This is a genomic window from Streptomyces sp. NPDC047000 (genome assembly GCF_040644295.1).
Lineage (GTDB): Bacteria > Actinomycetota > Actinomycetes > Streptomycetales > Streptomycetaceae > Streptomyces.
In genome coordinates, this window is the sequence record NZ_JBEYWE010000001.1 from 361,445 (window position 1) to 383,178 (window position 21,734).

Below are 21,734 nucleotides of genomic sequence, written 5' to 3' on the forward strand. Positions count from 1 at the left end.
CGTGGTGCGTGTGGCGTGTGTGCTCTGCGTGGGGTACGTCCGCGTGCTCGACACGGCGATCAGCTCCTGTTCGTCTCGTCGTCCCTGCCGCATCCCTCGGGCCCGCGTGCGGCGCCGGCCGGAGTCATGCGCCCTCGTCCATCCGGCGCAGATCCGTCTCGTCCCAGGCGCGGGTGTCGCGCGGCTCGGTGTACGGCTCCCGGTGCGGAGGCAGCCCGCCGGCGATGGCCCGCTGCCGCATCGTCTCCGCGTCGAACTCCAGGCCGAGCAGGATCGCCAGGTTGCTGATCCACAGCCAGACGAGGAAGACGATGACGCCGGCCATGGTCCCGTAGGTCTTGTTGTACGAGGCGAAGTTCGCCACGTAGAAGGCGAACCCGGCGGAGGCGGCCATCCAGATCAGCAGGGCCAGGAAACTGCCCGGCGTGATCCACCGGAAGCCCCGCACCTTGGCGTTCGGGGCGGCCCAGTACAGGAGCCCGATCATCGCCGTGACCAGCACCACGAGGACGGGCCACTTGGCGATCGACCACACCGTCATCGCCGTGTCCCCGATGCCCAGCGCGGTACCGGCCTGGCGGGCGACGCCGCCGGTGAAGACCACGATCAGGGCACTGACCACCGCCAGCACCATCAGCACGACCGTGAGGCCGACCCGGACCGGCAGGATCTTCCACACCGGACGGCCCTCGGGGATGTCGTAGACGCGGTTGGCCGAGCGCATGAACGCCGCCACGTAACCGGACGCCGACCACACCGCGAGCACCACGCCCACCACGGCCATCAGGGAGCCGGTGCCCGTGTTGCCCTGGAGCTGCTCGACGGCCCGGGTGATGATGTCGCGGGCCGAGCCGGGAGTGAGCTGCCGGACGTTGTTCAGCACCTTGTCGGTGGCCGACTTCCCGGTGAGCCCCATCATCGACACCAGGACCAGCAGCGCCGGGAACAACGACAGCACGCCGTAGTACGTCAGGGCCGCCGCGCGGTCGGTCAGCTCGTCGTCCTTGAACTCGCGCATCGCGCCCTTGAGCACCGCTCCCCAGGCGTGCTTGGGCAACTTCGCCGGCGTGTCCGGCGCCCGCCGCTCCACGTCCGGCCCGGGCCCGGCCTCCTCCGGCGGCGGCACGTCGGGAGACGGCTCCTCCACGCGTCCGCGATGGTCCTTATGCCCCAAAAGATGCAGTCTTGCCATGCCCCTCCGGGTAACCCGCTAACGCGCCCTTACTCCCCCCCCACCCAAACCCACCCCCACCCCCCGAAGATCAACCCCCACAGGGGCGCGAGGAACCGCGCGACCAGCCACACCACACCCGCACCCACCCTTGAATATCAGCCCCCCCAGGGGCGCGGGGAACTGCGCGCCAAGCCACAACGCACCCGCACGGCCCCCCGAAGATCAGCCCCCCAGGGGCGCGGGGAACTGCGCGCCAAGCCACAACGCACCCGCACCCGAACCCACGCCCCACGGACCCCGCACCGAACCCACGCCCCGCAGCCCCCGAAGTCACCCGACGCCGCACGCAGCGACCACGCAGGCATGCTCCCGTGCCGATGCCAGCCACGCGCCCACCGCCCGCCCGTGCGCCGTCCTGGCGGCGGGATGCCGGCGGTACTGCCCCTCCAGCTGGCGGCCCACCATGTGCACCAACGCCAGCAGCCGCGTCTGTTCCCGGTCCGTGTCACCACCGAGCGGCGACCACGGCGGACCCTGACGCCGTACGGTGCTGTCCCCGCCGAGCAGCAGCCACGGCGTCTCCAGCGCGAGCGGCAGCCGCCCGCCGGGGACACCGGGGCCGCGTACCGGGGTGCGCGGCCCGGGCGGCGCCGCGGCGACGCGGTGCAGGACGCGGCGCTGGGCCGGTGACAGCGGTCCCGCCTCGTCGAGCGCCCGCCGGGCGTCCAGCGCCAGCAGCCGCAGGGTCTCGCACGCGGCCTCCACCTCGTCGAGGACCCGGAGCAGCCGGTCGGCCGGGCAGCCGGACTCGAACAGGTCGGCCGCGGACCGCGGCAGCCCGGCCACCGCGGCGAGCATCGCGGTCTGCGTGGCCAGCAGCCGGGCCAGTTCCGGAGCGGCGGCCACGGACGGCCAGCAGTACAGCGGTTCCAGCGCGCCGGGTGCCAGCAGGTCCGCCGGTTCGTAGGGGCGGCCGGTGCGGCCGCTCGGTACGTCCAGCCGCCAGTTCCAGGTGGCCAGCACCGGCCCCGCCGGAACCGTGGGCCGCCGGTACAGCCGCAGGCACAGCGCCCGCCACAGCCGCGTCACGGCCTCCGGAGGGTCGTCGGGCGACCGGTGCCCCGCCACCGGCGCGGACGGCGGCCCGGGGGCGAGGTCCGGCCACTCGCAGCACAACCCGATGACGGCGAGCCGCAGCAGCGCCCCACCGGCCACCTGGCGCGGCAGCCCGTCGACCTCCGGACGCCGCGTCAGCAGATCGGCCGTCTGCGCCCAACGCCATGTCCAGCGGCGGGCATTGGCCGTCAGTGCCTCCTTGGGCAGATGCTGCGCCGCCTTGTCGAGCACCGACCAGGCGTCCGGCAGCCGCAGGTTCGGGCTGACGGGAGGCAGCAGGGACAACCCTGCCGCCGTGGCCGTCCCGGTGGTTGCAACGGTGACCGTTCCCGCCCCCGTGAGGTGGTGGCGGGCGGTCATGAGCGGTGCCGCCGAGCTTCCCATGGACGGATCCACCTTTCATGCACGGACGCCGGTCGTTCCACCTGAAGCCTCACGCCCGAACCCCCGCCCGCCGCCGCATACAAGGTCCCGGCGGCGTGGGCTGAACGGACCTGAATTCCAGGGACCTTTGGCCCGTCCGGCCACGTCAAGGCGGGGGTGCGGCGCCGACGGCGGTTGTATACGTATTCCCCGGCGCGCGCCCCACGATTCACCCGCCCGCCGTCAGCACCGGTGAATGCCATACACATTCATGCACGCGGAGAGACGTTATGCGCTCCGGAGCCGCATGGATATTCACCGGCCGCCCACCCGGCCGGACACCCGGCGACCAGCCCTCCGGGACGGCACGGCTGCAAATATGCAGCCCCATGGGTAACGCGGGAAACCGGTCCGCCGGCCCCTCGCCCCCGTCCCCCGGCTCCCCCGTGATCGCCGTTTCCCGCCCTCGCCACGCACCGGATGCAGACTGGCGGCGCCCCCAGGAACTCAGGACGGGCGGCGGAACGAAATCCGAATCCGGACGCGAATCCAGATGCGAACCCGGACGCGAATCCGGATTCCGGATCCGAACCGCCGACCCGTTCAGGCGAGTACGGAGAAAGACATGACGACGACGTCATCACCAGCGGACAGACAGGCGATCCCGCCCGACGGCCCCGAGAAGCCCTCTGACAACACGTCGGCAACCCTCGGACTGCCGGCGGCCACCGCGCTCGTGGTCGGGTCCATCATCGGCACCGGAATCTTCCTGCTGCCCGCGACGATGGCCCAGTACGGCACCATCAGCCTGGTCGCCCTGCTGGTGGTGACGGTCGGCGCCCTCGCCGTCGCCTCCGTGTTCGGCAAGCTGTCGACCCGGATCCCCGGTTCCGGCGGCCCCTACGTCTACGCCCGGCACGGCCTCGGTGAATTCCCCGCGTTCCTCAGCGCGTGGTCGTACTACATCACCGTACTGGCGGGTGACGCCGCGATCTCCGTGGCGTGGGTCGGTTACGTCAACTACTTCCTGCACTGGGACAGCAAGCCCGGCCAGGCATTCCTCGCCATCGTCGGCGTGTGCATCCCCACCCTCATCAACCTCGCCGGCCTCCAGAAGGTCGGATTCATCCAGACGATCGTCACCGCGGCGAAGTTCCTCATGCTGCTGTTCGTGTCGCTGGTCGGCCTGTTCTTCCTGAAGGCGGCCAACTTCGGCCCGTTCATCACCGACGGAAACTCCTGGATGGGCGCCATCTCCTCGGCCGGTGCCGTGGTGCTGTTCGCGTACTCCGGCGTCGAGACCGCCGCCATCGTGGCCAGCCGGGTACGCAACCCCGAGCGCAACATCTCCCGTTCCGGTCTCTACGGCACCCTGGCCTGCGCCCTGGTGTACTTCCTCAGCACCGTCACCATCTTCGGCACCGTGCCGCACGACAAACTGCTGAAGTCGTCGGCGCCGTTCGCCGACGCGATGGTCAACATGTTCGGCGGAGCCTGGGGCGGCGTGGTCTCCGCGCTGGCGGTGCTGTCCGGCATCGGCGCCCTCATCGGCTGGGCCACCGTCTGCGCCGAGGTGCCCTACGCGGTCGCCCAGGACAACCTGTTCCCCAAGGTGTTCACGAAGCAGAGCCGCAACGGGGCGCTGTGGGCGGCCCTGTCGATCTCCCTCGCCCTCAAGATCGTACTGATCCTCTTCAACTACGCCGGTGCGGCCAACGTGTTCGAGACGGTCGTCCTGCTCACCACCCTCACCACCGCGATCCCGTTCCTGCTCGGCACCAGCGTCCAGCTCTTCTGGCTGATCGCCAAGGGCAGGCAGGTGTCGCAGACCTTCGCCCGCGACGTGGTGATCGCCGTCTTCGCCGTCGCGTTCTCCTTCTGGCTGATCTACGGCTCCGGCAGCGAGGCGGTGTTCAGCGGGACCCTGATGGTCTTCGCCGGCGTCGTCGTCTACATCTGGGTCAAGGGCCGCCGCGGCGAGTACGGCGGAAAGGCCGACCTCGTGGCGGACCCCGCCCCGGCCGAAGTCACCGCCCGGGCCACGGACACCGCCCCGGACACGGAAGCCGTCTGACCCCGCCACCACCGCACCGCCCCTGGGCCCCGCCCCACACCCCACGCGCCGGACCCCCGGCCCTCCGGACCCACCACCCCACCGCATCCCGGCCCCCGGCCCCTGCCACGGACGCCGCCCGGCTCCGTCACCACCCCGTCACCACCACCGCCGCCGCGGTATCCCCTCCACCTCAGAAAGCGAGACCCCGATGCCCTTCCACGTCGATTCCGAGGCCGGCGTCCTGCGCCAGGTCATCCTCCACGAGCCCGGTCTGGAGATGCAGCGCCTCACCCCCAGCAACAAGGACGGCCTGCTCTTCGACGACGTGCTGTGGGTGCCTCAGGCACGTGAGGAGCACCAGACCTTCCAGCGCACCCTGCGGGAACAGGGCGTCACCGTCCACCTCCTCAAGGACCTGCTCACCGAGACGCTCAAGGAGAGCGAGGCCCAGGAGTTCGTCCTCGACCGGGTACTGGACGAGCGCCAGGAACTGGTGGGCGGCGGCCTCTCCCGCCTGGCGTACGGCGTCCTGCGCGACCTGCCCTCCGACACCCTGGCCGACCACCTCATCGGCGGCATCAACAAGCGCGAGTTCAAGGCCCTCGCCGGCAGCACCATCCCGCGCACCCTCGGCCTCGAGGCCCTGGAGGACTACGAGTTCCTCCTCACCCCGCTGCCCAACCACCTCTTCACCCGCGACACCTCCTGCTGGATGTACAGCGGCGTGTCGATCAACCCCATGATGATGCGGGCCCGCAAGCGCGAGACCGTCCACTACGAGGCGATCTACCGCTACCACCCGATGTTCGCCGACCAGGACTTCCCGCTGTGGAGCCCCGGCGAGGAGCAGGCACCCGCCACCATCGAGGGCGGCGACGTCGAGGTCATCGGCAACGGCACGGTCCTCATCGGCCTCAGCGAGCGCACCACCCCGGCCGGCGTGGAACTCGTCTCCCGCTCCCTCTTCGCCCACGACGCCGCCAGCCGCGTGATCGCCGTGGAACTGCCCAAGGCACGCTCCTGCATGCACCTGGACACCGTCATGACGATGGTCGACCGGGACGTCTTCACCCTCTACAGCGAACTCGACCCGGACAGCCTGCGCTCCTGGACCCTCACCCCGAGCACCGGCCCCACCGGCATCACCGTCAAGGAGAACCGCTCCTTCTTCGACGAGATCGCCGACGCCCTCGGCCTCAACACCGTCCGCGTGCTGCGCACCGAGCAGGACCCCTACGCCGCCCAGCGCGAACAGTGGAACGACGGCTGCAACGTACTGACCGTCAGCCCCGGCAAGGTCGTCGCGTACTCCCGCAACGAGGTCGCCAACCAGATGCTGCGCGACAACGGCATCGACGTGCTGACCGTCCCCGGCTCCGAACTCGGCCGAGGCCGCGGCGGCCCCCGCTGCATGAGCTGCCCCATCGAGCGCGAACCGGTCCCGGCCGCCTCCTGACCCCCCGCCCCCACCCCCCTCGGACCCTTTCGAACCCTCACCCCCTCCCACCACTACGCACCTGGAGATCCCGGACATGGCCGCCAACCTCCGCCACCGCAACTTCCTCAAGGAACTGGACTTCACCCCCCGCGAGTTCCTCTCCCTCATCGACCTGGCCGCCGAACTCAAGGCCGCCAAGCGGGCCGGCACCGAACGCCCCCGCCTGCGCGGCAAGAACATCGCGCTGATCTTCGAGAAGACCTCCACCCGCACCCGCTGCGCCTTCGAGGTCGCCGCCCACGACCAGGGCGCCCACGTCACCTACCTCGACCCGAGCGGCTCCCAGATCGGCCACAAGGAGTCCATGAAGGACACCGCCCGGGTGCTCGGCCGCATGTACGACGGCATCGAGTACCGCGGCAGCTCCCAGAGCCTCGTCGAGGAACTCGGCGCGTACGCCGGCGTCCCGGTCTGGAACGGCCTCACCGACGAATGGCACCCCACCCAGATGCTCGCCGACATGCTGACCATGCGCGAGCACTCCGACAAGCCGCTGCACAAGATCTCCTTCGCCTACCTCGGTGACGCCCGCAACAACCTCGGCAACTCGCTGCTGATCGCCGGCGCGATGCTCGGCATGGACGTCCGCCTCGTCGCCCCGAAGCAGCTGTGGAGCGCCCCGGAGATCTTCGAGGAGGCCGAGCGCATCGCCGAGCGGACCGGCGCGCGCGTCACCCGTACCGAGGACGTCGCCGAGGGCGTCGCCGGGGTCGACTTCCTCTACACCGACGTCTGGGTCTCCATGGGCGAGCCCAAGGAGGTCTGGGACGAGCGGATCGCCCTGCTGAAGCCGTACCAGGTGAACGCCGACGTGGTGAAGGCCACCGGCAACCCCGACGTCAAGTTCCTGCACTGCCTGCCGGCCTTCCACAACCGGGAGACCAGGGTCGGCGAGGACATCTTCCAGAAGACCGGCATGACGGCCCTGGAGGTCACCGAGGACGTCTTCGAGTCGGAGCGGTCCGTCGTCTTCGACGAGGCGGAGAACCGCCTGCACACCATCAAGGCGGTCATGGTCGCCACCCTCGGCGACTGACCCGCCCCCACCGAGAAGCCCCCGGCCGGGGCAGGACAGAGGAAAGCCCCTTGCCCCGGCCGGGACCCACCCCCTGACCCATCTGCCCTCATCTGCCCTCATCTGCAAGGAACAAGAACCATGCGCGTTGTCGTAGCCCTCGGTGGGAACGCCCTGCTCCAGCGCGGGGAACGCCCCGACGCCGACGTCCAGCTGGCCGGAGTGCGCCGGGCCATGCGGGCCCTCGCGCCGATCGCCGCCGAGCACGAGCTCGTCGTCACCCACGGCAACGGCCCCCAGGTCGGCGTCCTGGCGCTGGAGAGCGCCGCGGACCCCGCGCTGACCAAGCCCTACCCCTTCGACGTCCTCGGCGCCGAGACCCAGGGCATGATCGGCTACTGGCTCCTCCAGTCCCTCCAGAACGTCCTGCCCGGCCGCCAGGTGTGCACCCTGCTCAACCAGACCCTGGTGTCCGCCGCCGACCCCGCCTTCGACAACCCGACCAAGTTCGTCGGCCCCGTCTACGGCGAGGAGGAGGCCAAGGCCCTGGCCGCGGAGCACGGCTGGACCGTACGCCAGGACGGCACGTACTGGCGCCGCACCGTCCCCTCCCCGAAGCCGCAGCGGGTCGTGGAGACCCGGCTGATCCGCCAGCTGCTGGAGTCCGGTACGACGGTGGTGTGCGCGGGCGGCGGCGGCGTACCGGTGATCCGCGACGAGACCGGCCGCCTGACCGGCGTCGAAGCGGTCGTCGACAAGGACCTCACCGCCTCCCTCCTCGCGGAGACCCTGGAGGCCGACGCCCTCCTCCTCCTCACCGACGTCCCCACCGTGATGCGCGGCTACGGCACCCCGGACGCCACCCCGATCAACAACGCCACCCCCGCCCAGCTGCGCGCCGAGGACTTCCCGGCCGGCTCGATGGGCCCGAAGGTGGAGGCCGTGTGCCGCTTCGTGGAGACCACGGGCGACATGGCCGCGATCGGCTCACTGGAGGACGCAGCGGACATTCTGGCCGGCAAGACGGGGACTATCATCACTCCGAGTGGTTTCTTCCCCGAGCAAGGCCACTTCTGAGTGACGGGCGAGGTGGCGGTCGGTGAAGGCAGTAACAGCAGTGGACACGGACCCGCGCGCACCCGGTGACGGATGCCGAGCCCAGCGACTGGAACTGATCGCCAGGCTCGTGGCCCATCAGACGGCGACGACCCAGAGCGACCTGGTGACCCTGCTCGCGGAACGCGGCATCCAGGTCAGCCAGTCCACGGTGTCCCGCGACCTCACGGTCCTCGGCATCAAACTGGGCAAACAGGCCGCCCGCCGCCGGCCCGCCGCCCACGCCGGCATACCGGCGGCGAGCTGGCCCACGGTGAAACGCCTCCTGGTAGCCGCCGAGACCTCCGGCGGCATCGTGGTCCTGCGCACCCTCCCGGGCGCCGCCAAACTCCTCGCCTCCCTCCTCGACGCCGCCGCCCTCCCCGACGTCCTGGGCATGGTCGGCGGCAACGACTCGGTGGCCCTGGTCTGCCGCACCCCGGAAAAGGCCGACCACCTGGCGGCCGACCTGATGGCAGCCCTGGCGGGCTGACCGGGGCGGACCCGCCGAGGGAAAGGCGGCACCGGTCGGCGCGGTGCGCGCATCGCCGCGCCGACCGTCACGGCTGGACCGCCGCCCCGCCACGCGAACGGGCGGGGCTGCCGGGTCCAGGGCTTACGGCCGCATGACGCCGGTCGAGGACAGGACTCCAGACCGGGCAACTCGCTCCCCGGCCCGCCGAGGGGCCATGGTGCTGTGCCGATGCGCCGACCTGAGTCCCGTACGGCAGCCGTGCTCCTTTGACGCAGCACGGTCACGGCACGAACTGCGCGGCGAGCGGCGCCCCGTGCCGCCTGCCGCGGTTTGCCACGGCCCGCCCGCCGTCAGAGAGCCGGGGGCGGCGGTGCGGACGCCGGCAGACCGTGCACGTCCCGGCCCGCCTGGATCACAGTGCCGTGAACAGTGCTCCCGTGGATGCTGTTGTGCACGCCGGGCTCGACCACGACCGCGGTGCTCGCTTCCTCCGCCCACTGCCGCAGCCCCTCGCGGAACCCCGCATCCAGCGCGGCCCGTACCGCAAGGGCAGTGCTCAGGGCATGAGCACGATCGATGTCGGCGGGGGCGTCCCGCAGAGCCCTCAACTCGACCTCCCCCGAGGCCGTCGGGGAACCGTCGGGCGCCGCCGAGGCGGGGCGGCGTACCAGCGCCGAGAGTCCCGCCCACGCCTGGCGGCCGATCTCACCCCCCGCACCACCGGCGAGAGCCACCAGCAGCCCTACGGACACGGGATCCATTTGAACACCCCCCGAATCGACGTGGTCACTCCAAGTGGACATCGTAGGGCGCGTTCTGGTTCCATCGGAGTGAAACGGGGGTTTCGGGGGGCAAGTGATGAGTCATCACATGGATCACGCGAGGAGCCGGGACGGGGAGCGGCGTAACGAGATCGCCGACTCCGAGATCCACGGGCCGGTCGCGCAGGGCGGCAACGACGTCACCCAGATCGGCAACATCGTCTACCTGGTCCGCAACGGATTACGAAGGGCCGATGTCCTGGTCGTCCTCGCGGTAGTGACCGTCGTCCTCGTGGTCATCGGCGGGCTGCTGGCCAGACACACGTCCGACGGCCACGATGCCGTGGTCGGCGGCACCAGACCCGCACCGGGCCAACCGCTCGCCGATGCGGACACGAGCGCCTGGGACTGCGCAGACTCCGCCGTCGTCCCGGGACTGAAGATACCGGCACAGGGCATGGCGCCCCTGCCGTCCTTCCCCCGCGGCGGGATCCAGGCATCCGGCAACAAGATCGGCATCGTTCTGCAGGGCACCACCGACGAAGAATTGCTCCTCACCGGTGCTCGCGTGGAGATCGTCGCCCGGCACCGGCCGGCCCGCGGGGTCCACGTGGTCAACCCCTGCGGTTCCGACGCCCCGAAGAGGGTCTTCACCGCCGATCTCGACCAGAAGGCCCCCGAACTCAAGGCGATCCCCGACGACACCAGCGAGCAGACCGCCCGGGAATTCAGGACGTGGCCCTACGCCATCAAGCGGGGCGACGCGGAGTACCTGGTCCTTCAGCCCCGATCCACCAGCTATGACACGGAGTTCCGCCTCGTCTTCTCCTGGAGCAGCGGCGGTCACCAGGGCAAGCTGACGGTGCCCGACCACGGCAGGCCCTTCCGTATCACCGCCACCTCGGCGGCGACGCCGACCTGCGTCACATCCCGGGGGGCGACCGGATACTGGCTGATGCCGGGTGGATCCACGTCGTGCACCGGAGCAGGCCGATGAAGAACCTCTCAACCTCTCCGGTGCCCACCTCCCCGATGTCCACGCGCCGCAACCGCCTGCGCCTGGCGGGGCTGGCCACTCTCCTCCTCGCATGTACCACGACCTGCCAACACGCGTCGGACGACGGGTCCGACGACGGGCCGCCCCCGTCCTCCGTCCGGTGGAGCATGGTGCCCAGGACCCTGCTCCCCGCCGGGTTCATCGATTTCACACCCAGTCAAGTACTGGCCACGGAGCATGAGTTCGTCGTCGCGGGCGTCTCCAACGGCGGCGAGGTCAGGCTGTATGGCTCCAAGGACGGAGTCTCCTGGTATCCGGCGCAGCCCGAGGAGGGGATTCCCGCGTACGCGGCCGTCCGCGAGGACCGGCTGACCCTGGCGGGCGGTTGGAGCAACGGCGGCAACCTGGTACCCGCCGTATGGCGGACGAAGGACGCACGCCACTGGAAGCGGCCGGAGATCCTGCCGGGCGGTGTCCCCTCCGACCAGATCCTGGCCGTGTCGGACGGCCCGGAGGGCACCGTCGTGGTGGCGCACGACGGCGGCCCCTTCTCCTTGAGCGGCACGAACACGGACCTGACGGCCTACCGCGGGGAGTCGCTGCGGCTGTGGACGGCACCGCCGGACGCGGCTTTCGGCCAGCCGTACGACATACCTTGCCCGGCGTACATGACCCACGAGCCTCAGGTGTCCGCCGTGGCCGACGCCACCGGCTTCACGGTGGCAGCCGCCTGCACCGACGACTCCAGTCACACCGAGCGCCTTGTCATGACCTCACATGACGGGACTCGCTGGGGCGCCGGACCTGTCCCCTTCACACGGCAGACGTCCGTGACGAGTGCGTCGGGTGCCCGGGGGAGCGTCTTGGTGACGCGCGCGGAGAGCAGCAACGCCACCCCCGACGAGTACCGTTCCACCCTGTGGAACCGCCGGGCGGGGGACGACACATGGACTCCGGGCCGTCCGCTCGACGTCGGGCGAATTCCCGACAGCGGTGTGGCGCCCCGTGACGCGCAGAGCCCCACCGCCGTCAGCGCCGTACCCGGCGGGTTCTTCGCGGCGGGCAGTTCCCGGGACATGCGCCGAGGCCCCGTCGGCGCCCTGTGGGCCTCCTCGGACGGCCGCCGGTGGACCAAACAGCCCACCCGCCGCAACCACTTCGACGAGGTCTTCGACCTGTACGGAGCAGCGGGCCTGAACGGCCGCTACATCCTGCTGGGCAGCGGCGAAGCGAAGCAGGCGGACAACCAGGCAGGCGATCAGGCGGACGCCCGCCTGTGGCTCGGCCGCCGCAGCAGCCCGCCCGCGCTCCCCCGGACATCCGGCCTCGCCCCCTTCATCGGTACCTGGACCTGGGGATCCGGCTCCCTTTCCATCGACAGACAGGGCCGGTTCACCTATCGCTGGAGGCTCTTCCGCGTCTGCGGCACGGACCCCGCGCCATGCGACACCTCCACGGTCTGGGGAGGCAAAGCAACCGGCACCCTCCACCCCACCGGCCGCGCCGGCACCCTCCGCGGTCGCCTCGCCACCACCGACATTCCCAAGGACCGCTCCTACCGCACAGGTGCGTCGATCGAAGTGAAACGGGCGCCGTACAGCGCGGTCTCCGTACGCATCAACGGCGAGGACCACGGCTACTTCTGCGCCGCGGGCCTCCAGGACATGCGCTGCATCGCCCCTGACGAGTAGGTACGACATCTTGCTGTCCTCGTCCGCCTCATCAGCGCGCGATCACCACCGAGGCCGGTGGCCCCGCGCCGCCGGCCGCTGCGGGAAACAGGACCGCGGCTGTCCGCATGCCGCCGTAACGTGGTGGGCATGACCGACTCCGCGGCCCCCCGGACGGGACCGGACTGTACGACCTTCCCGACGCGCCCCGCCCCGGCCCGGACACCCCGGCCCCGCCCCGCTTCCTCCCCGAGTTCGACAATCTGCTCCTCGCCCACGCCGACCGCACCCGGGTCGTACCGTCCCAGTACCGCGGACGTCACTGGCACGTGAACACGGCGTACCCGACGCTCCTGGTGGACGGCTTCCTGGCGGGGGTGTGACGGCTCACCGACGACTTCCTCGTCATCGAGACCTTCGGCGACCTCACCGCTCCGCAGCGGGACGCCGTGGCGGAGGAGGGGGAGCGGATGCTCTCGGTGATGCATCCCGGGAGCGGACACGCAGTCCGGCTCGGGGCCGTCGTACGGTGACAGCGATCCGGCACCGCTCACCCCCGACGCGACCACTCCTCCGCCAGAAGCCCGAGGACGGCCTCGTCCGCGAACGCGCCATACACCCAGGCGGAACGGCGCAGCGTCCCCTCCCGCGTGAACCCGGCCCCGGCCGCCGCCGCGAGCATCGGGGCGTTGTCCGTCAGGGTCTCGATCTGCAGCCGCCGCAGCCCGCGGACGGCGAACCCGTACTCACAGAGCACGTGCAGTACATCGACGCTCAGCCCGCGACCACGGAACGCGGGCCGCAGCGCGATCCCGAGATGAGCCGACCGGTTGTGCGTGTCGATGCCCCAGAGCAGCGCCTCACCGGCCAGCTCCTGCGACTGAAGCTCGACGACGGAGAAGCACGCCGCCTCGTCCGACGGCCCGGCCACGGCGAACGGCGAGTCCTGCGAACCGGGCGGCACGGGCCGCCACGGCCGGGAGTCGGCCCGCGACCGGGTGACGACATCGTCGTACAACTCGGCCTGCAGAACCGGGACATCACTCTCGTGCCGGGCCCGCAGCCCGGTCCTCTCACCACGTATCACGGGGCATTGCTATAGGAGGGCCACCGGCGGAACAACCGACTTTCCCCACCGCGCTCCGCATCTGCGGAAACAAAGGAGGGAGGGCCTACCGGAAACGCTGGTGGAAGCGTGGCCCCGGGTGGGGGTCCGTGCTTCGGGAGACGAGGAATCCCTCGATGGCGAGCAGGTCGAGGTCCGATCTCAGGAAGCAGTCGACGGCGTCGGCGGGGGTCTCGACCATGGGTTCGCCGGACAGGTTGAAGGACGTGTTCAGCACCATCGGTATGCCGGTGTTCCGGTGGAACTCGCGCAGCAGAGCGGCGAACACCGATGTGTCGTCCCCGCTGAGCGCCTGCAGGCGTGCGGAGCCGTCGACGTGGATGACGGCCGGGACGCGTTCCCTGCCCATCGGGGTGGCCGTCGCGATGATCTCCATGAACCGGCCGGCATGCGGAACGTCGAAGAACGGGGCCGCGTGGTCGATCAGTACCGATGGCGCGAACGGACGGAACGGCTCGCGGTGCTTGACGACGAGGTTCAGGTAGTCGCGCATCGCGCGGGGTCTCGGATCGGCCAGGATGCTGCGTGCTCCCAGGGCGCGCGGCCCGAGTTCGCTGGGTCCCTGGAACCAGCCGGTGACGTATCCGCGCGCGATCGACCCGGCCACCTCCGCCACGAGTGAATCCGGCTTCCGGACGCGAAGCCGGGGGTCGTTCATCAGAGTGGCCTCGACCTCCCGCGCCGAGTAGCGGCGGCCGAAGAAGGCCTTCCCGGGGTTCGTCCTCCGTGCTCCGCCCGCGAGGGTGGTCCAGGCGTAGAGGGCGTTGCCGACACACTGGCCGGTGTCACCGGGGGTGGGCCCGGTGTAGACGTGGTCGAAGTCGGTCTGCTCCAGGATCCGGCGGAGCGCCACGCAGTTGAGTGCCACCCCTCCGCCGACGCAGAGGTTCCTGCTGCCCGTGATCCTTTGCAGGGACCGTGCCTTGTGCACGACGGCTGCTTCGAGTTCGTCCTGGATGAGCGCCGCGATGTCCGCGTGGTGGGGCGTGAGGGCTTCGTGCGGCAGACGCGGTGGCCCTATGTCGATCCCGGCTTCGGCCGCGAGTCCGACCACCGCGCGCGCCGGGTCGGCGTCGCCGTTTCTGAGGAGGGTCCGCACGGCGTCGGTCCGCAGGTCGAAGACCCGGAGTCCGTCGAGGCGCCGTCGGTCGCCGTACGGTGCCAGCCCCATGGTGTTGCCCGCGTAGACGTACGAATGCCATCCGAGGTAGTACGTGAAGTGCCGGTACGCCTCGCCGGGGCCCAACTCGTCGGTGCCGAGGCCGTCGTCCGCCGTGTCGAGGCGCTCGATGCTCCCTTGGTCCCCCGTGTAGTAGGTGTTCCGTTCGACCCTGTTCCTCCAGTAGACCTCGCTCGTACGCCGGCCGACGATGGTGCCCTCGTTGTCCATGACCATGATCGCGGCGTCGGTGAACGGCGACAGCATGTACGCGGTGTGCGCATGCGACAGGTGGTGGGACGGCACCGAGAAGATCCGGCGCCGATCGACGGGCAACCGGAGATCGCAGCCGTCGTCGAGAGGTTCCTCGGCACAGGTGCTCACCGCCACCATGTCCAGGTCCGAGTAGGTCGCGCCCACCGAGGCGAGGCAGTAGTCGAGGGCGAGCGTGTGGCCGCCGTCGTGTTTACGGCGGCTGAGTCGTTCCTCCGCTATCGCCACGAGTATCTCGCCGTCACGCAGGAGGCACGCGGCGCCGTCCTTGAGCCGGTGCCTGCCGTCGCACGTCCTTCCCATGTTCACGCCTGCGATGAGCATGAGTCGCGCATCCCCCAAGGTCGGACCGGATCCCCCCGGCCGAGTTATCCGGCGGTGCCTTCCCGCGGCAGGTACGCCTCCATGCCGTATTCGTCGAAGAGGTCTTCGAAACACGAGATGATTTCCTTCACGCCCCCGCTGAACGCGACGATCACGTGATAGCTGCACAGCGGAGCGGACTCTGCCGAGATCTGCGGTTCGACGGTGAGTGCCATGTCGGGCTCGATGCGCAGTACGGCTCTGTCGTCGATGGAGACCCGCGCATCACTGATCACCGAGCGCAGTGCGGCGGTGTCCCCGGCGTGCAGGCAGCGCAGCGCCTCGGCCGAATACGTGCCGTACGACCAGGGCAGGGTGTGCCCGATGTTGGACAGGCCGGACCGGGTGGCGGAGGTCTCGTTGACGAGTTCCGCCGAACGGATCTCCCGCTGCGAGTACCGGAAGAGCGTCCTGAGTTCCATTCCCACCTCGGCGTACCCCGCCACCTTGCGGGTCAGTTCCCAGCAGGTCGCCAGATGACGTCTGATGGTGTCGTCGGCGCCCCGGTAGAGCGTGACACCGATGTCTCCGATCATGGCGGAATTCCGGTCGAACGGCGAAGCATAGGCGTAGACGAGGCTGTCGTCGGCCAGTGGGATGTCACTCCGTGACCACGTCTGCTCATGGCGGAGCGAATGGTAGTTCAGGCGTGCGTGCGCGTCCCCGGCGTGTCCGACCAGAACAGCCGCACCGCCGGGCGGCGGCTGATACCAGCCCTCGGCGCAGATACCGGAGAGCTTTCCCATGCCGTGCAGCCAGCGATCCTGAATGCCGCGCTCCGATTTCTCTCCCGGCCCGCGGAGTGCGTCGAGCAGGTTCGATGCGGCGGCTTCCCTGGTGCGCCGGACGGCGGCGATGCGTTCGGCCGGGTCGGCGGGGTCGCTGAAGTTCACGGAATCCAAAGGGAACTCCACAATGTTGATGGAAGCAGGCATGTATTGCAGGTGTCAAGGTGCGTTTTCAGGAGACCAGTTCACTCCCGCCGCTGACGTGTGGGAGCCGGGGCAATACCTCGTGCCGGTGAGGCATCGAGAGTGCGGCGCCGCGCCGTGTCACCGAAATCCCGGCGGACACACAGGCGTAGGTGATCGCTGTTCCCAGTGACGAGCCGCGGCAGAGTTCCGCCGCGAGCGCACCCGTGAAGGCGTCGCCGGCGCCGGTCGTGTCCACCGCCACATCCTTGGTCGCCTCGAACCACGACAGTTGCTTCCCCGCCCTGGCCACCACGCCCGCCGCTCCGAGAGTCACCACAAGCGCCTGGACGCCCGGCGCGTCGAAGCGGTGCATCGCGGCCTCGACGCCGTACCGATCCGTGGGGTCGAGTGCGGCCGTCCCCGCGACGCGGGCCAGTTCGAACTCGTTGAGGACCAGGATGTCGACCCGGCGGAGCAGTTCGGCCGAGATCGGTTGCGCCGGTGCGGCGTTGAAGACCGTGCGGGCCCCGTTGTCGCGACCGGCCGCGAGGAAACCGATGATAGCGGATTCCGGGATATCGAATTGGCTCACCAGGACATCGCCGACGGAAATACCGATGGTGTCGTCGAAGGTGAAGGGCGGCATCTGCGTCCCGTCGTAGACAATAGTATTCTCTCCTGCCTCGTCGACGACGATGAAGGCCACGCCCGTGCGAAAACCAGGGGAACTGGTCACGTGTGCGACATCGACCTGCTCCCGCGTCAGGAATTCCAGCAGATCCCGCCCGAACGAGTCGGCGCCCACGCAGCCCAGCATGGTCACGTCGGCTCCCGCCCGTGCGGCGGCCACCGCCTGATTGGCGCCCTTGCCGCCCGGCAGGTATTCAAGCCCCCAGCCCGCGATCTCCTCACCCGGCCTCGGATGCCGGCTTACATTGATCACGGCGTCGGTGTCGATTCTTCCTGCCACCAGTACCTTGGACATGAAACCCCTTCACTTGTGCAACAGGATCAGCCTGGCCTGCGCCCGCTTCGTCGCAGCATGGTCCGCCGACAATGCCTCGCGGCGTATCCTCAGGCATCTGTTCATCAGATCGATCGCGCGTGTTGTGCCGCCCGATTCGAGTTCGACGGTCGCCAGGTTGTTCAGGCTGGTCGCGACGTCAGGATGATCCGGTCCGATCGTCGACTCGCGTATTCTCAGGGCCTCTTCCAGGAGTGACTTCGCCTGCGTGAGTTCTCCCAGGTCCGCGAGGACGACCGCGACGTTGCTCAGGCTCCAGGCGACATCCGGATGCTCGGCGCCGAGCCTGAGCTCCCTGATCGCGAGCGCCTTGAGGAACGCCTGCCGCGCAGCCGTCAGTTCTCCCGTCGAAGCGAGCACCGTGCCGAGGTTGTCGAGGGTCGTCGCGGCGGCGGTGCCCCACCGGGTCGCGGCAGCCCACTCCCGAGCCACCCGGCGCTCGGCCGGCACGGCGAGAGGACCTACGGCCTCCGCGTCCGTCACCGCTCGCCGATCCCCCGGCAGATCACGCTCACAACAGGCCCGAATACCCGCTATATGACCTAGTTTATCCATGAGCTCGCCCCCGTCGGCGGGATCGGCCCGCGAGCCTTCCCCGTCACGCTCCCCGGCCTCCCAGAGCTCCCACGCGCGCTCAAGGACCGCCCGTGCCGCCGGCAGCCGGCCGAGCCCGCGAAGGGCCACACCGAGATTGGTCAGCGAGAGGGCGATGATCGAGGGGGGCGCCCCCGCCTCCTCCCAGATCGACCGTGACGTTCCGAGGGCCTCGCACGCGGCGTCGTAATCCTCGAGATCGCACAGCACCCCGCCCAGGTTGTTCAGACTCAGCGCGAGATCCGGATGTCTTTCCCCCAACAGGCCGCTGCGGATGTTGTAGGCCTGCTCGTGCGCGGCCCTGGCCTCGGCGAGCCTGGCCATGTCCCACAGCACGAGGCCGAGATCGTTGAGGCGGTCCGCCATCCGCAGTCCGCCCCCATCGGCCGAACTCTCCAGCGCTATCGACCGCTCCAGCAGCCGACGCGCCTGCGGAAGGTCCGCACGACCCCACAGAAAAGTCGAGACCTTGCTGAGCAGCAGAGCCGACGCGACACGCTCCACCTGAAGCCGGCCCGCGTTCTCCACGGCCTCCAGAGCATGGGGGAGCAGCGCCCCGCACCTGTCCCACTGGCCGGCGTCGCTGCCGCCGTTCGGGAAGGCGCTGTTCAGCAGACGCACCGCGCACCCCGCCCACTCCCTCGCCTCGTCCGGCGGCAACCCGGCGCGGATCACCGTCTGCACGAGCCGGTGCAGGGAAAGGGCGTCACGGGTCAGGTGGATGAGCGAGTAGCGGTGGATCACGGCCAGGGCCTGGTTGAAGGCGAAACCCCGGGAGAGCGAGTCGCGCAGTCCCGCCGGAAGCAGGTCGACGCCTTCGGTGATGAGAGCTCTGGGAATGTCCTCCGGGTGGAGATAGGAACACAGCGCGAGCAGGCTCTGCGCGGCGGGTGCCTGCTGTCTGACCCGATCCAGCGCGACCCGCCAGGTGGCCGCCACGGTCTGCTCGATGAGGGTCGACTCGACCGCGAGCAGTTCCGCACCGTGCTCGTGGAACATCTGGAGGTACTCCTCGGGGGCCACCCGGGTCGCCTCGATGTATGACGCGGCCTGCTCAAGCGCGAGCGGCAGACTGCCGAGAGCGACGGCGAGGCTCGTCAGGACGGCTCGGTCCTCGTCACCGACCCGCCTCAGCAACATGGCTACCGCGTCGTCGAGGCACAACGGCCGGAGCTCGATCGCCGGGGTCAGACCCCAGGCCGGACTCCTCGAAGTGATCAGGATGTGGCCGCTGCCGGCGGGAGGGAGATAGGGCGCGAGAGCCAGGGCGGTCTCCACGTTGTCGTAGACCAGCAGCCATCGCTCGAGGTCTCGCATCGCATCCCACAGCGCGCCGAGCATCTCCGACTGGTTGCGTTCCTCGGGCAGACCGATCCTGCGGGCCAGGCGTACGAGTGCCTCGGGGATCGCCACGGGAAGCTCCGCGGGAACCCACCAGACGACGTCGTAATCCTGCTCGTGCACGTGGGCGTATTCGTTGACCAACTGGGTCTTGCCGACGCCGCCGAGACCGTAGACCGCCGAGACACGCAGAGTGTCCGTGCCGTGGAAGAGCGAGCGCTGCAACCACAGCAGTTCGGTCGTCCGGCCACAGAACGCGGGACTGCGCGGCGGCAGGTTGGAGATGTGAAGCCGCCCGGGGAAGCGCGGTGCGCCGCCCGCACCCGCGGCATGCGGATGCGGCGGTTCGAACGCCGGCTTACGACGTTCGTCACGCAGCGAACCCAACAGGCGCTCCCTGCACTCCTCGGCCGAGAGACGCACCAGGTCGACGTACGACCGGCTACGGAACAGACGGGGCATCCGGCACGGCTCCACGCGGATCAGGAGCAGACGGTGCCGGCCGTACTCGTCCTCGAGGAACGCGCTCGTCCACTGGTCGCGGCAGAACGGAGAGGCCAGGTAGTGCGGTGAGACCAGGGCGATCGTGCGGTCGGCCGACTCGAGCGCGTCACGCATCCGCTCGACCACGTTCTCACCCGGGCCGAAGTCCCAGTCCTGAAGGAAAAGGGTGTGACCGGCGTCCTCCAGCTGCCAGCCGATCCACTCGGCCCACGCCCGGTCCCGCCCCGTGTAGGAGATGAAGAAGTCACGCCGTTCCAGGCCGGAACGGGCGCCTGAGCCAGAGTTCAACGAGCCTCCTCCGAGCCGGGCCCGGGCTCCTGCGGCGGCTCTCGCGGCGGCTCCTGCGGCTGCTCCTCGGCGCTTCGAAGCGCCGATACCAGCGCGCTGAGCTGCGCCGGAGTCGTGCCATGGGAGACCTCGACGACCACCTCACCGGTCCGGACGGTCACCTGCGGTTCGGCGGGCGCCTCGCGTGTCCGCCAGCGCCGTACGCTCGCAAGGAACTCGGGCAACGCGAGTGCCGTGGAGAGCACGATCGCTATGACCGCGGTGGGATCTCCGAGCTGCTCGCGGCCTGCCGGCCCTTCCTCGGCGGACCGGACGAGCGAGACGCTGCCGTGTCCGCGCAGCCGCTGGTCGCGCAGGAGCCAGCGATGAAGGCTTGCCGTGTGTTGTGCGTTCCCGAGTTTCACGGTCAGTGCCGGATGCGCCATGAGCGTGAGTCCTCCGCAGTGGATGTCATCGGGTTCCGACGTGGGCGTTCCTCACGAGGGGTATACGGCCGCCGTGATTACGCGTCTGCCGTTGCGGCTCCGGCCAGCCCGCACGCGCGCAGACCGACCGGGCGCCTTCGAACAACGAGTCGGCGTCCAGCACCGGCGGCCCGTCGGGCAGCCCGTTGCGGAAGATGTCCAGCAGGGTGCCGGTGAACGCCGTGAAGGTACTCCCGGCCGGCGCCAGGGAGATCTCTGTCGCGCCCGACGAACTCATGACGAAGCTGCCCTCCACGAGGGGCACCACCGGTGCCTCGCCTCCGAGACTGTCGAGAGCCAGGCCGCTGAAACAGCAGTCGAGGATCAGACAGCGGCTGGCCGCCCCGGAGAGTTCGACGACCTCCCGGACCCTGTCGAAGTCCACGAACGTGTGCGGAGCACCGGTCCGGGAGTCCGCCACCGAGAGCAACAGGCGACCGGTCAGCGGGTGCGGTACGCCGTGACCCGCGTAATAGAAGAGCAGGGTGCCGCCGCGGAGTGCGGCGATGCGCCCGGCCTGTTCGAGTCCGTCGAGGATGTTGCGGGGGTCGCTCGGGTTGTCGGCGACGAGGCAATGGGCTGCCGGCAGTCCGAAAGCGTCGGACGTCAGCACCGACCGGAGCGAGTCCAGATTGTTCTTGATCGACTCACGGTCCCCCAGATGACGGTAGGCGTGGACGCCGACGAGAGCGGCGGCGCCACGGCCCCAGTCGGGCAGAGCGGGCCGTCGGCCGACATGAACGGGTTGTCCCGCCGTCGGGAAGGCGGGTTCCACCGCGGGCCTGCGCGGGCCGCGCACGGCTTCGAGCAGGACGCGGTGAGCGGCTTCCTCGGCCAGGTCGTACAGAGCGGGCGCCAGGAGCGTCGCCAACAGCGGCGGGGGATCGCTGCCGTCGATCCTGAGGGGAACGAGGCGGTGCCCCATGGCCAGGACCGCGGCCCACGTGTCGGCCGTGGACGTGTGGTGCTCGTAGTAGGAGCGCGAGAACAGGGCCACGACGCGGCTGCGCCGGATCGCCTGATCCAGCCGCAGGACCACGTTGTCTCCCGGCACCCAGTCCCACCGGTCGAACTCGACCTCGTAGCCCGCCGATTCGAGGTGCCAGGCCACCCACTCCGCCCAGGCCCCGTCGTCCCGCGCGTAGCTGATGAAGAGGGACCCGTCGGATCGGTCGTCAGCCGGCACGTCGGCCTGCCGCATCGCGCTCGGGCGGTACCGCCGGTGTGATGACAGCAGTTCACCGCCTCCCGATCGGGCCGTGCACTCGAAATGGTTACCCCGACCGTACCCAGCGCAAGAATCGCAAGGCATTCGAACTTGACGAAGTGCCAGATGAAGTTCGCGGTGGGCGGATCGCCTCACCGCCTGCCCGCCGCCCGTCGCGGTGCCGCACGAGGAGGTCTGCTGCCAGAGTGATGATGGGGATCCCCTCCCTGACGCCGTCCTCGCCTCTGACCAGGACG

General features: G+C 69.9%; 17 protein-coding genes and 1 pseudogene. 8 read left to right on the forward strand and 10 right to left on the reverse strand.

Features of this window, described 5'->3' with window-relative positions; translation table 11 throughout:
• Window positions 1-124 precede the first annotated feature (124 nt).
• Complete coding sequence (locus ABZ862_RS01480) at window positions 125-1,192, reverse strand: YihY/virulence factor BrkB family protein (RefSeq protein ID WP_360950360.1); 1,068 nt, start codon at window positions 1,190-1,192, stop codon at window positions 125-127.
• A gap of 312 nt (window positions 1,193-1,504) precedes the next feature.
• On the reverse strand, window positions 1,505-2,674 hold the full coding sequence (locus ABZ862_RS01485; RefSeq protein WP_360950363.1) for a hypothetical protein: 1,170 nt from the start codon (window positions 2,672-2,674) through the stop codon (window positions 1,505-1,507).
• Between the two features lie 604 nt (window positions 2,675-3,278).
• Between ABZ862_RS01485 and ABZ862_RS01490 the strand changes: the two genes are divergently transcribed.
• The 5 genes from ABZ862_RS01490 to ABZ862_RS01510 all read left to right on the forward strand — a co-directional run bounded on the left by ABZ862_RS01490 (window position 3,279) and on the right by ABZ862_RS01510 (window position 8,810).
• On the forward strand, window positions 3,279-4,727 hold the full coding sequence (locus ABZ862_RS01490) for an amino acid permease (protein WP_360950366.1): 1,449 nt from the start codon (window positions 3,279-3,281) through the stop codon (window positions 4,725-4,727).
• 190 nt (window positions 4,728-4,917) lie between these two features.
• Complete coding sequence (locus tag ABZ862_RS01495) at window positions 4,918-6,165, forward strand: arginine deiminase (RefSeq protein WP_360950369.1); 1,248 nt, start codon at window positions 4,918-4,920, stop codon at window positions 6,163-6,165.
• A gap of 76 nt (window positions 6,166-6,241) precedes the next feature.
• Window positions 6,242-7,243 (forward strand): ornithine carbamoyltransferase, encoded by a 1,002-nt coding sequence (argF, locus tag ABZ862_RS01500; RefSeq protein ID WP_360950372.1) that lies wholly within the window; start codon window positions 6,242-6,244, stop codon window positions 7,241-7,243.
• A 120-nt stretch (window positions 7,244-7,363) separates the two neighbouring features.
• Complete coding sequence (arcC, locus tag ABZ862_RS01505) at window positions 7,364-8,299, forward strand: carbamate kinase (protein WP_360950375.1); 936 nt, start codon at window positions 7,364-7,366, stop codon at window positions 8,297-8,299.
• 40 nt (window positions 8,300-8,339) lie between these two features.
• On the forward strand, window positions 8,340-8,810 hold the full coding sequence (locus ABZ862_RS01510) for a hypothetical protein (protein WP_360951379.1): 471 nt from the start codon (window positions 8,340-8,342) through the stop codon (window positions 8,808-8,810).
• A 332-nt stretch (window positions 8,811-9,142) separates the two neighbouring features.
• On the opposite strand, the gene ABZ862_RS01515 is transcribed toward ABZ862_RS01510, so the two are convergent.
• Window positions 9,143-9,553 (reverse strand): hypothetical protein, encoded by a 411-nt coding sequence (locus tag ABZ862_RS01515; protein ID WP_360950378.1) that lies wholly within the window; start codon window positions 9,551-9,553, stop codon window positions 9,143-9,145.
• Between the two features lie 109 nt (window positions 9,554-9,662).
• Between ABZ862_RS01515 and ABZ862_RS01520 the strand changes: the two genes are divergently transcribed.
• The 3 genes and pseudogenes from ABZ862_RS01520 to ABZ862_RS01530 form a co-directional block, all read left to right on the forward strand.
• Window positions 9,663-10,550, forward strand: coding sequence for a hypothetical protein (locus ABZ862_RS01520; RefSeq protein WP_360950381.1), 888 nt, complete (start codon window positions 9,663-9,665; stop codon window positions 10,548-10,550).
• 167 nt (window positions 10,551-10,717) lie between these two features.
• Complete coding sequence (locus ABZ862_RS01525) at window positions 10,718-12,241, forward strand: hypothetical protein (RefSeq protein ID WP_360950384.1); 1,524 nt, start codon at window positions 10,718-10,720, stop codon at window positions 12,239-12,241.
• A 155-nt stretch (window positions 12,242-12,396) separates the two neighbouring features.
• Window positions 12,397-12,753 (forward strand): annotated as a pseudogene (locus tag ABZ862_RS01530) (crosslink repair DNA glycosylase YcaQ family protein); the annotation flags it as partial.
• A gap of 17 nt (window positions 12,754-12,770) precedes the next feature.
• Here the strand turns inward: ABZ862_RS01530 and ABZ862_RS01535 are convergent.
• The 7 genes from ABZ862_RS01535 to ABZ862_RS01565 form a co-directional block, all read right to left on the reverse strand.
• Window positions 12,771-13,307, reverse strand: a complete 537-nt coding sequence (locus ABZ862_RS01535; RefSeq protein WP_360950387.1) for a GNAT family protein — start codon at window positions 13,305-13,307, stop codon at window positions 12,771-12,773.
• Window positions 13,308-13,392: 85 nt separating this feature from the next.
• Window positions 13,393-15,102, reverse strand: a complete 1,710-nt coding sequence (locus tag ABZ862_RS01540; protein WP_360950390.1) for a carbamoyltransferase C-terminal domain-containing protein — start codon at window positions 15,100-15,102, stop codon at window positions 13,393-13,395.
• 44 nt (window positions 15,103-15,146) lie between these two features.
• Window positions 15,147-16,076 carry a hypothetical protein gene (locus tag ABZ862_RS01545; protein WP_360950393.1) on the reverse strand — a complete coding sequence of 310 codons (930 nt, stop codon included), beginning with the start codon at window positions 16,074-16,076 and terminating at the stop codon, window positions 15,147-15,149.
• A 25-nt stretch (window positions 16,077-16,101) separates the two neighbouring features.
• Window positions 16,102-17,040, reverse strand: coding sequence for a ribokinase (locus ABZ862_RS01550; RefSeq protein ID WP_360950396.1), 939 nt, complete (start codon window positions 17,038-17,040; stop codon window positions 16,102-16,104).
• Window positions 17,041-17,049: 9 nt separating this feature from the next.
• The gene (gene fxsT / locus ABZ862_RS01555) at window positions 17,050-19,806 is read right to left on the reverse strand and encodes an FxSxx-COOH system tetratricopeptide repeat protein (protein ID WP_360950399.1); all 2,757 of its coding nucleotides are present in this window, start codon (window positions 19,804-19,806) and stop codon (window positions 17,050-17,052) included.
• Window positions 19,803-20,231: a hypothetical protein gene (locus ABZ862_RS01560; protein WP_360950402.1), complete on the reverse strand. Its 429-nt coding sequence runs from the start codon at window positions 20,229-20,231 to the stop codon at window positions 19,803-19,805. Before ABZ862_RS01560 ends, fxsT begins: the two co-directional genes overlap by 4 nt.
• Before the next feature lie 25 nt (window positions 20,232-20,256).
• Window positions 20,257-21,456 (reverse strand): TIR domain-containing protein, encoded by a 1,200-nt coding sequence (locus ABZ862_RS01565; protein ID WP_360950405.1) that lies wholly within the window; start codon window positions 21,454-21,456, stop codon window positions 20,257-20,259.
• Between the last annotated feature and the right edge of the window lie 278 nt (window positions 21,457-21,734).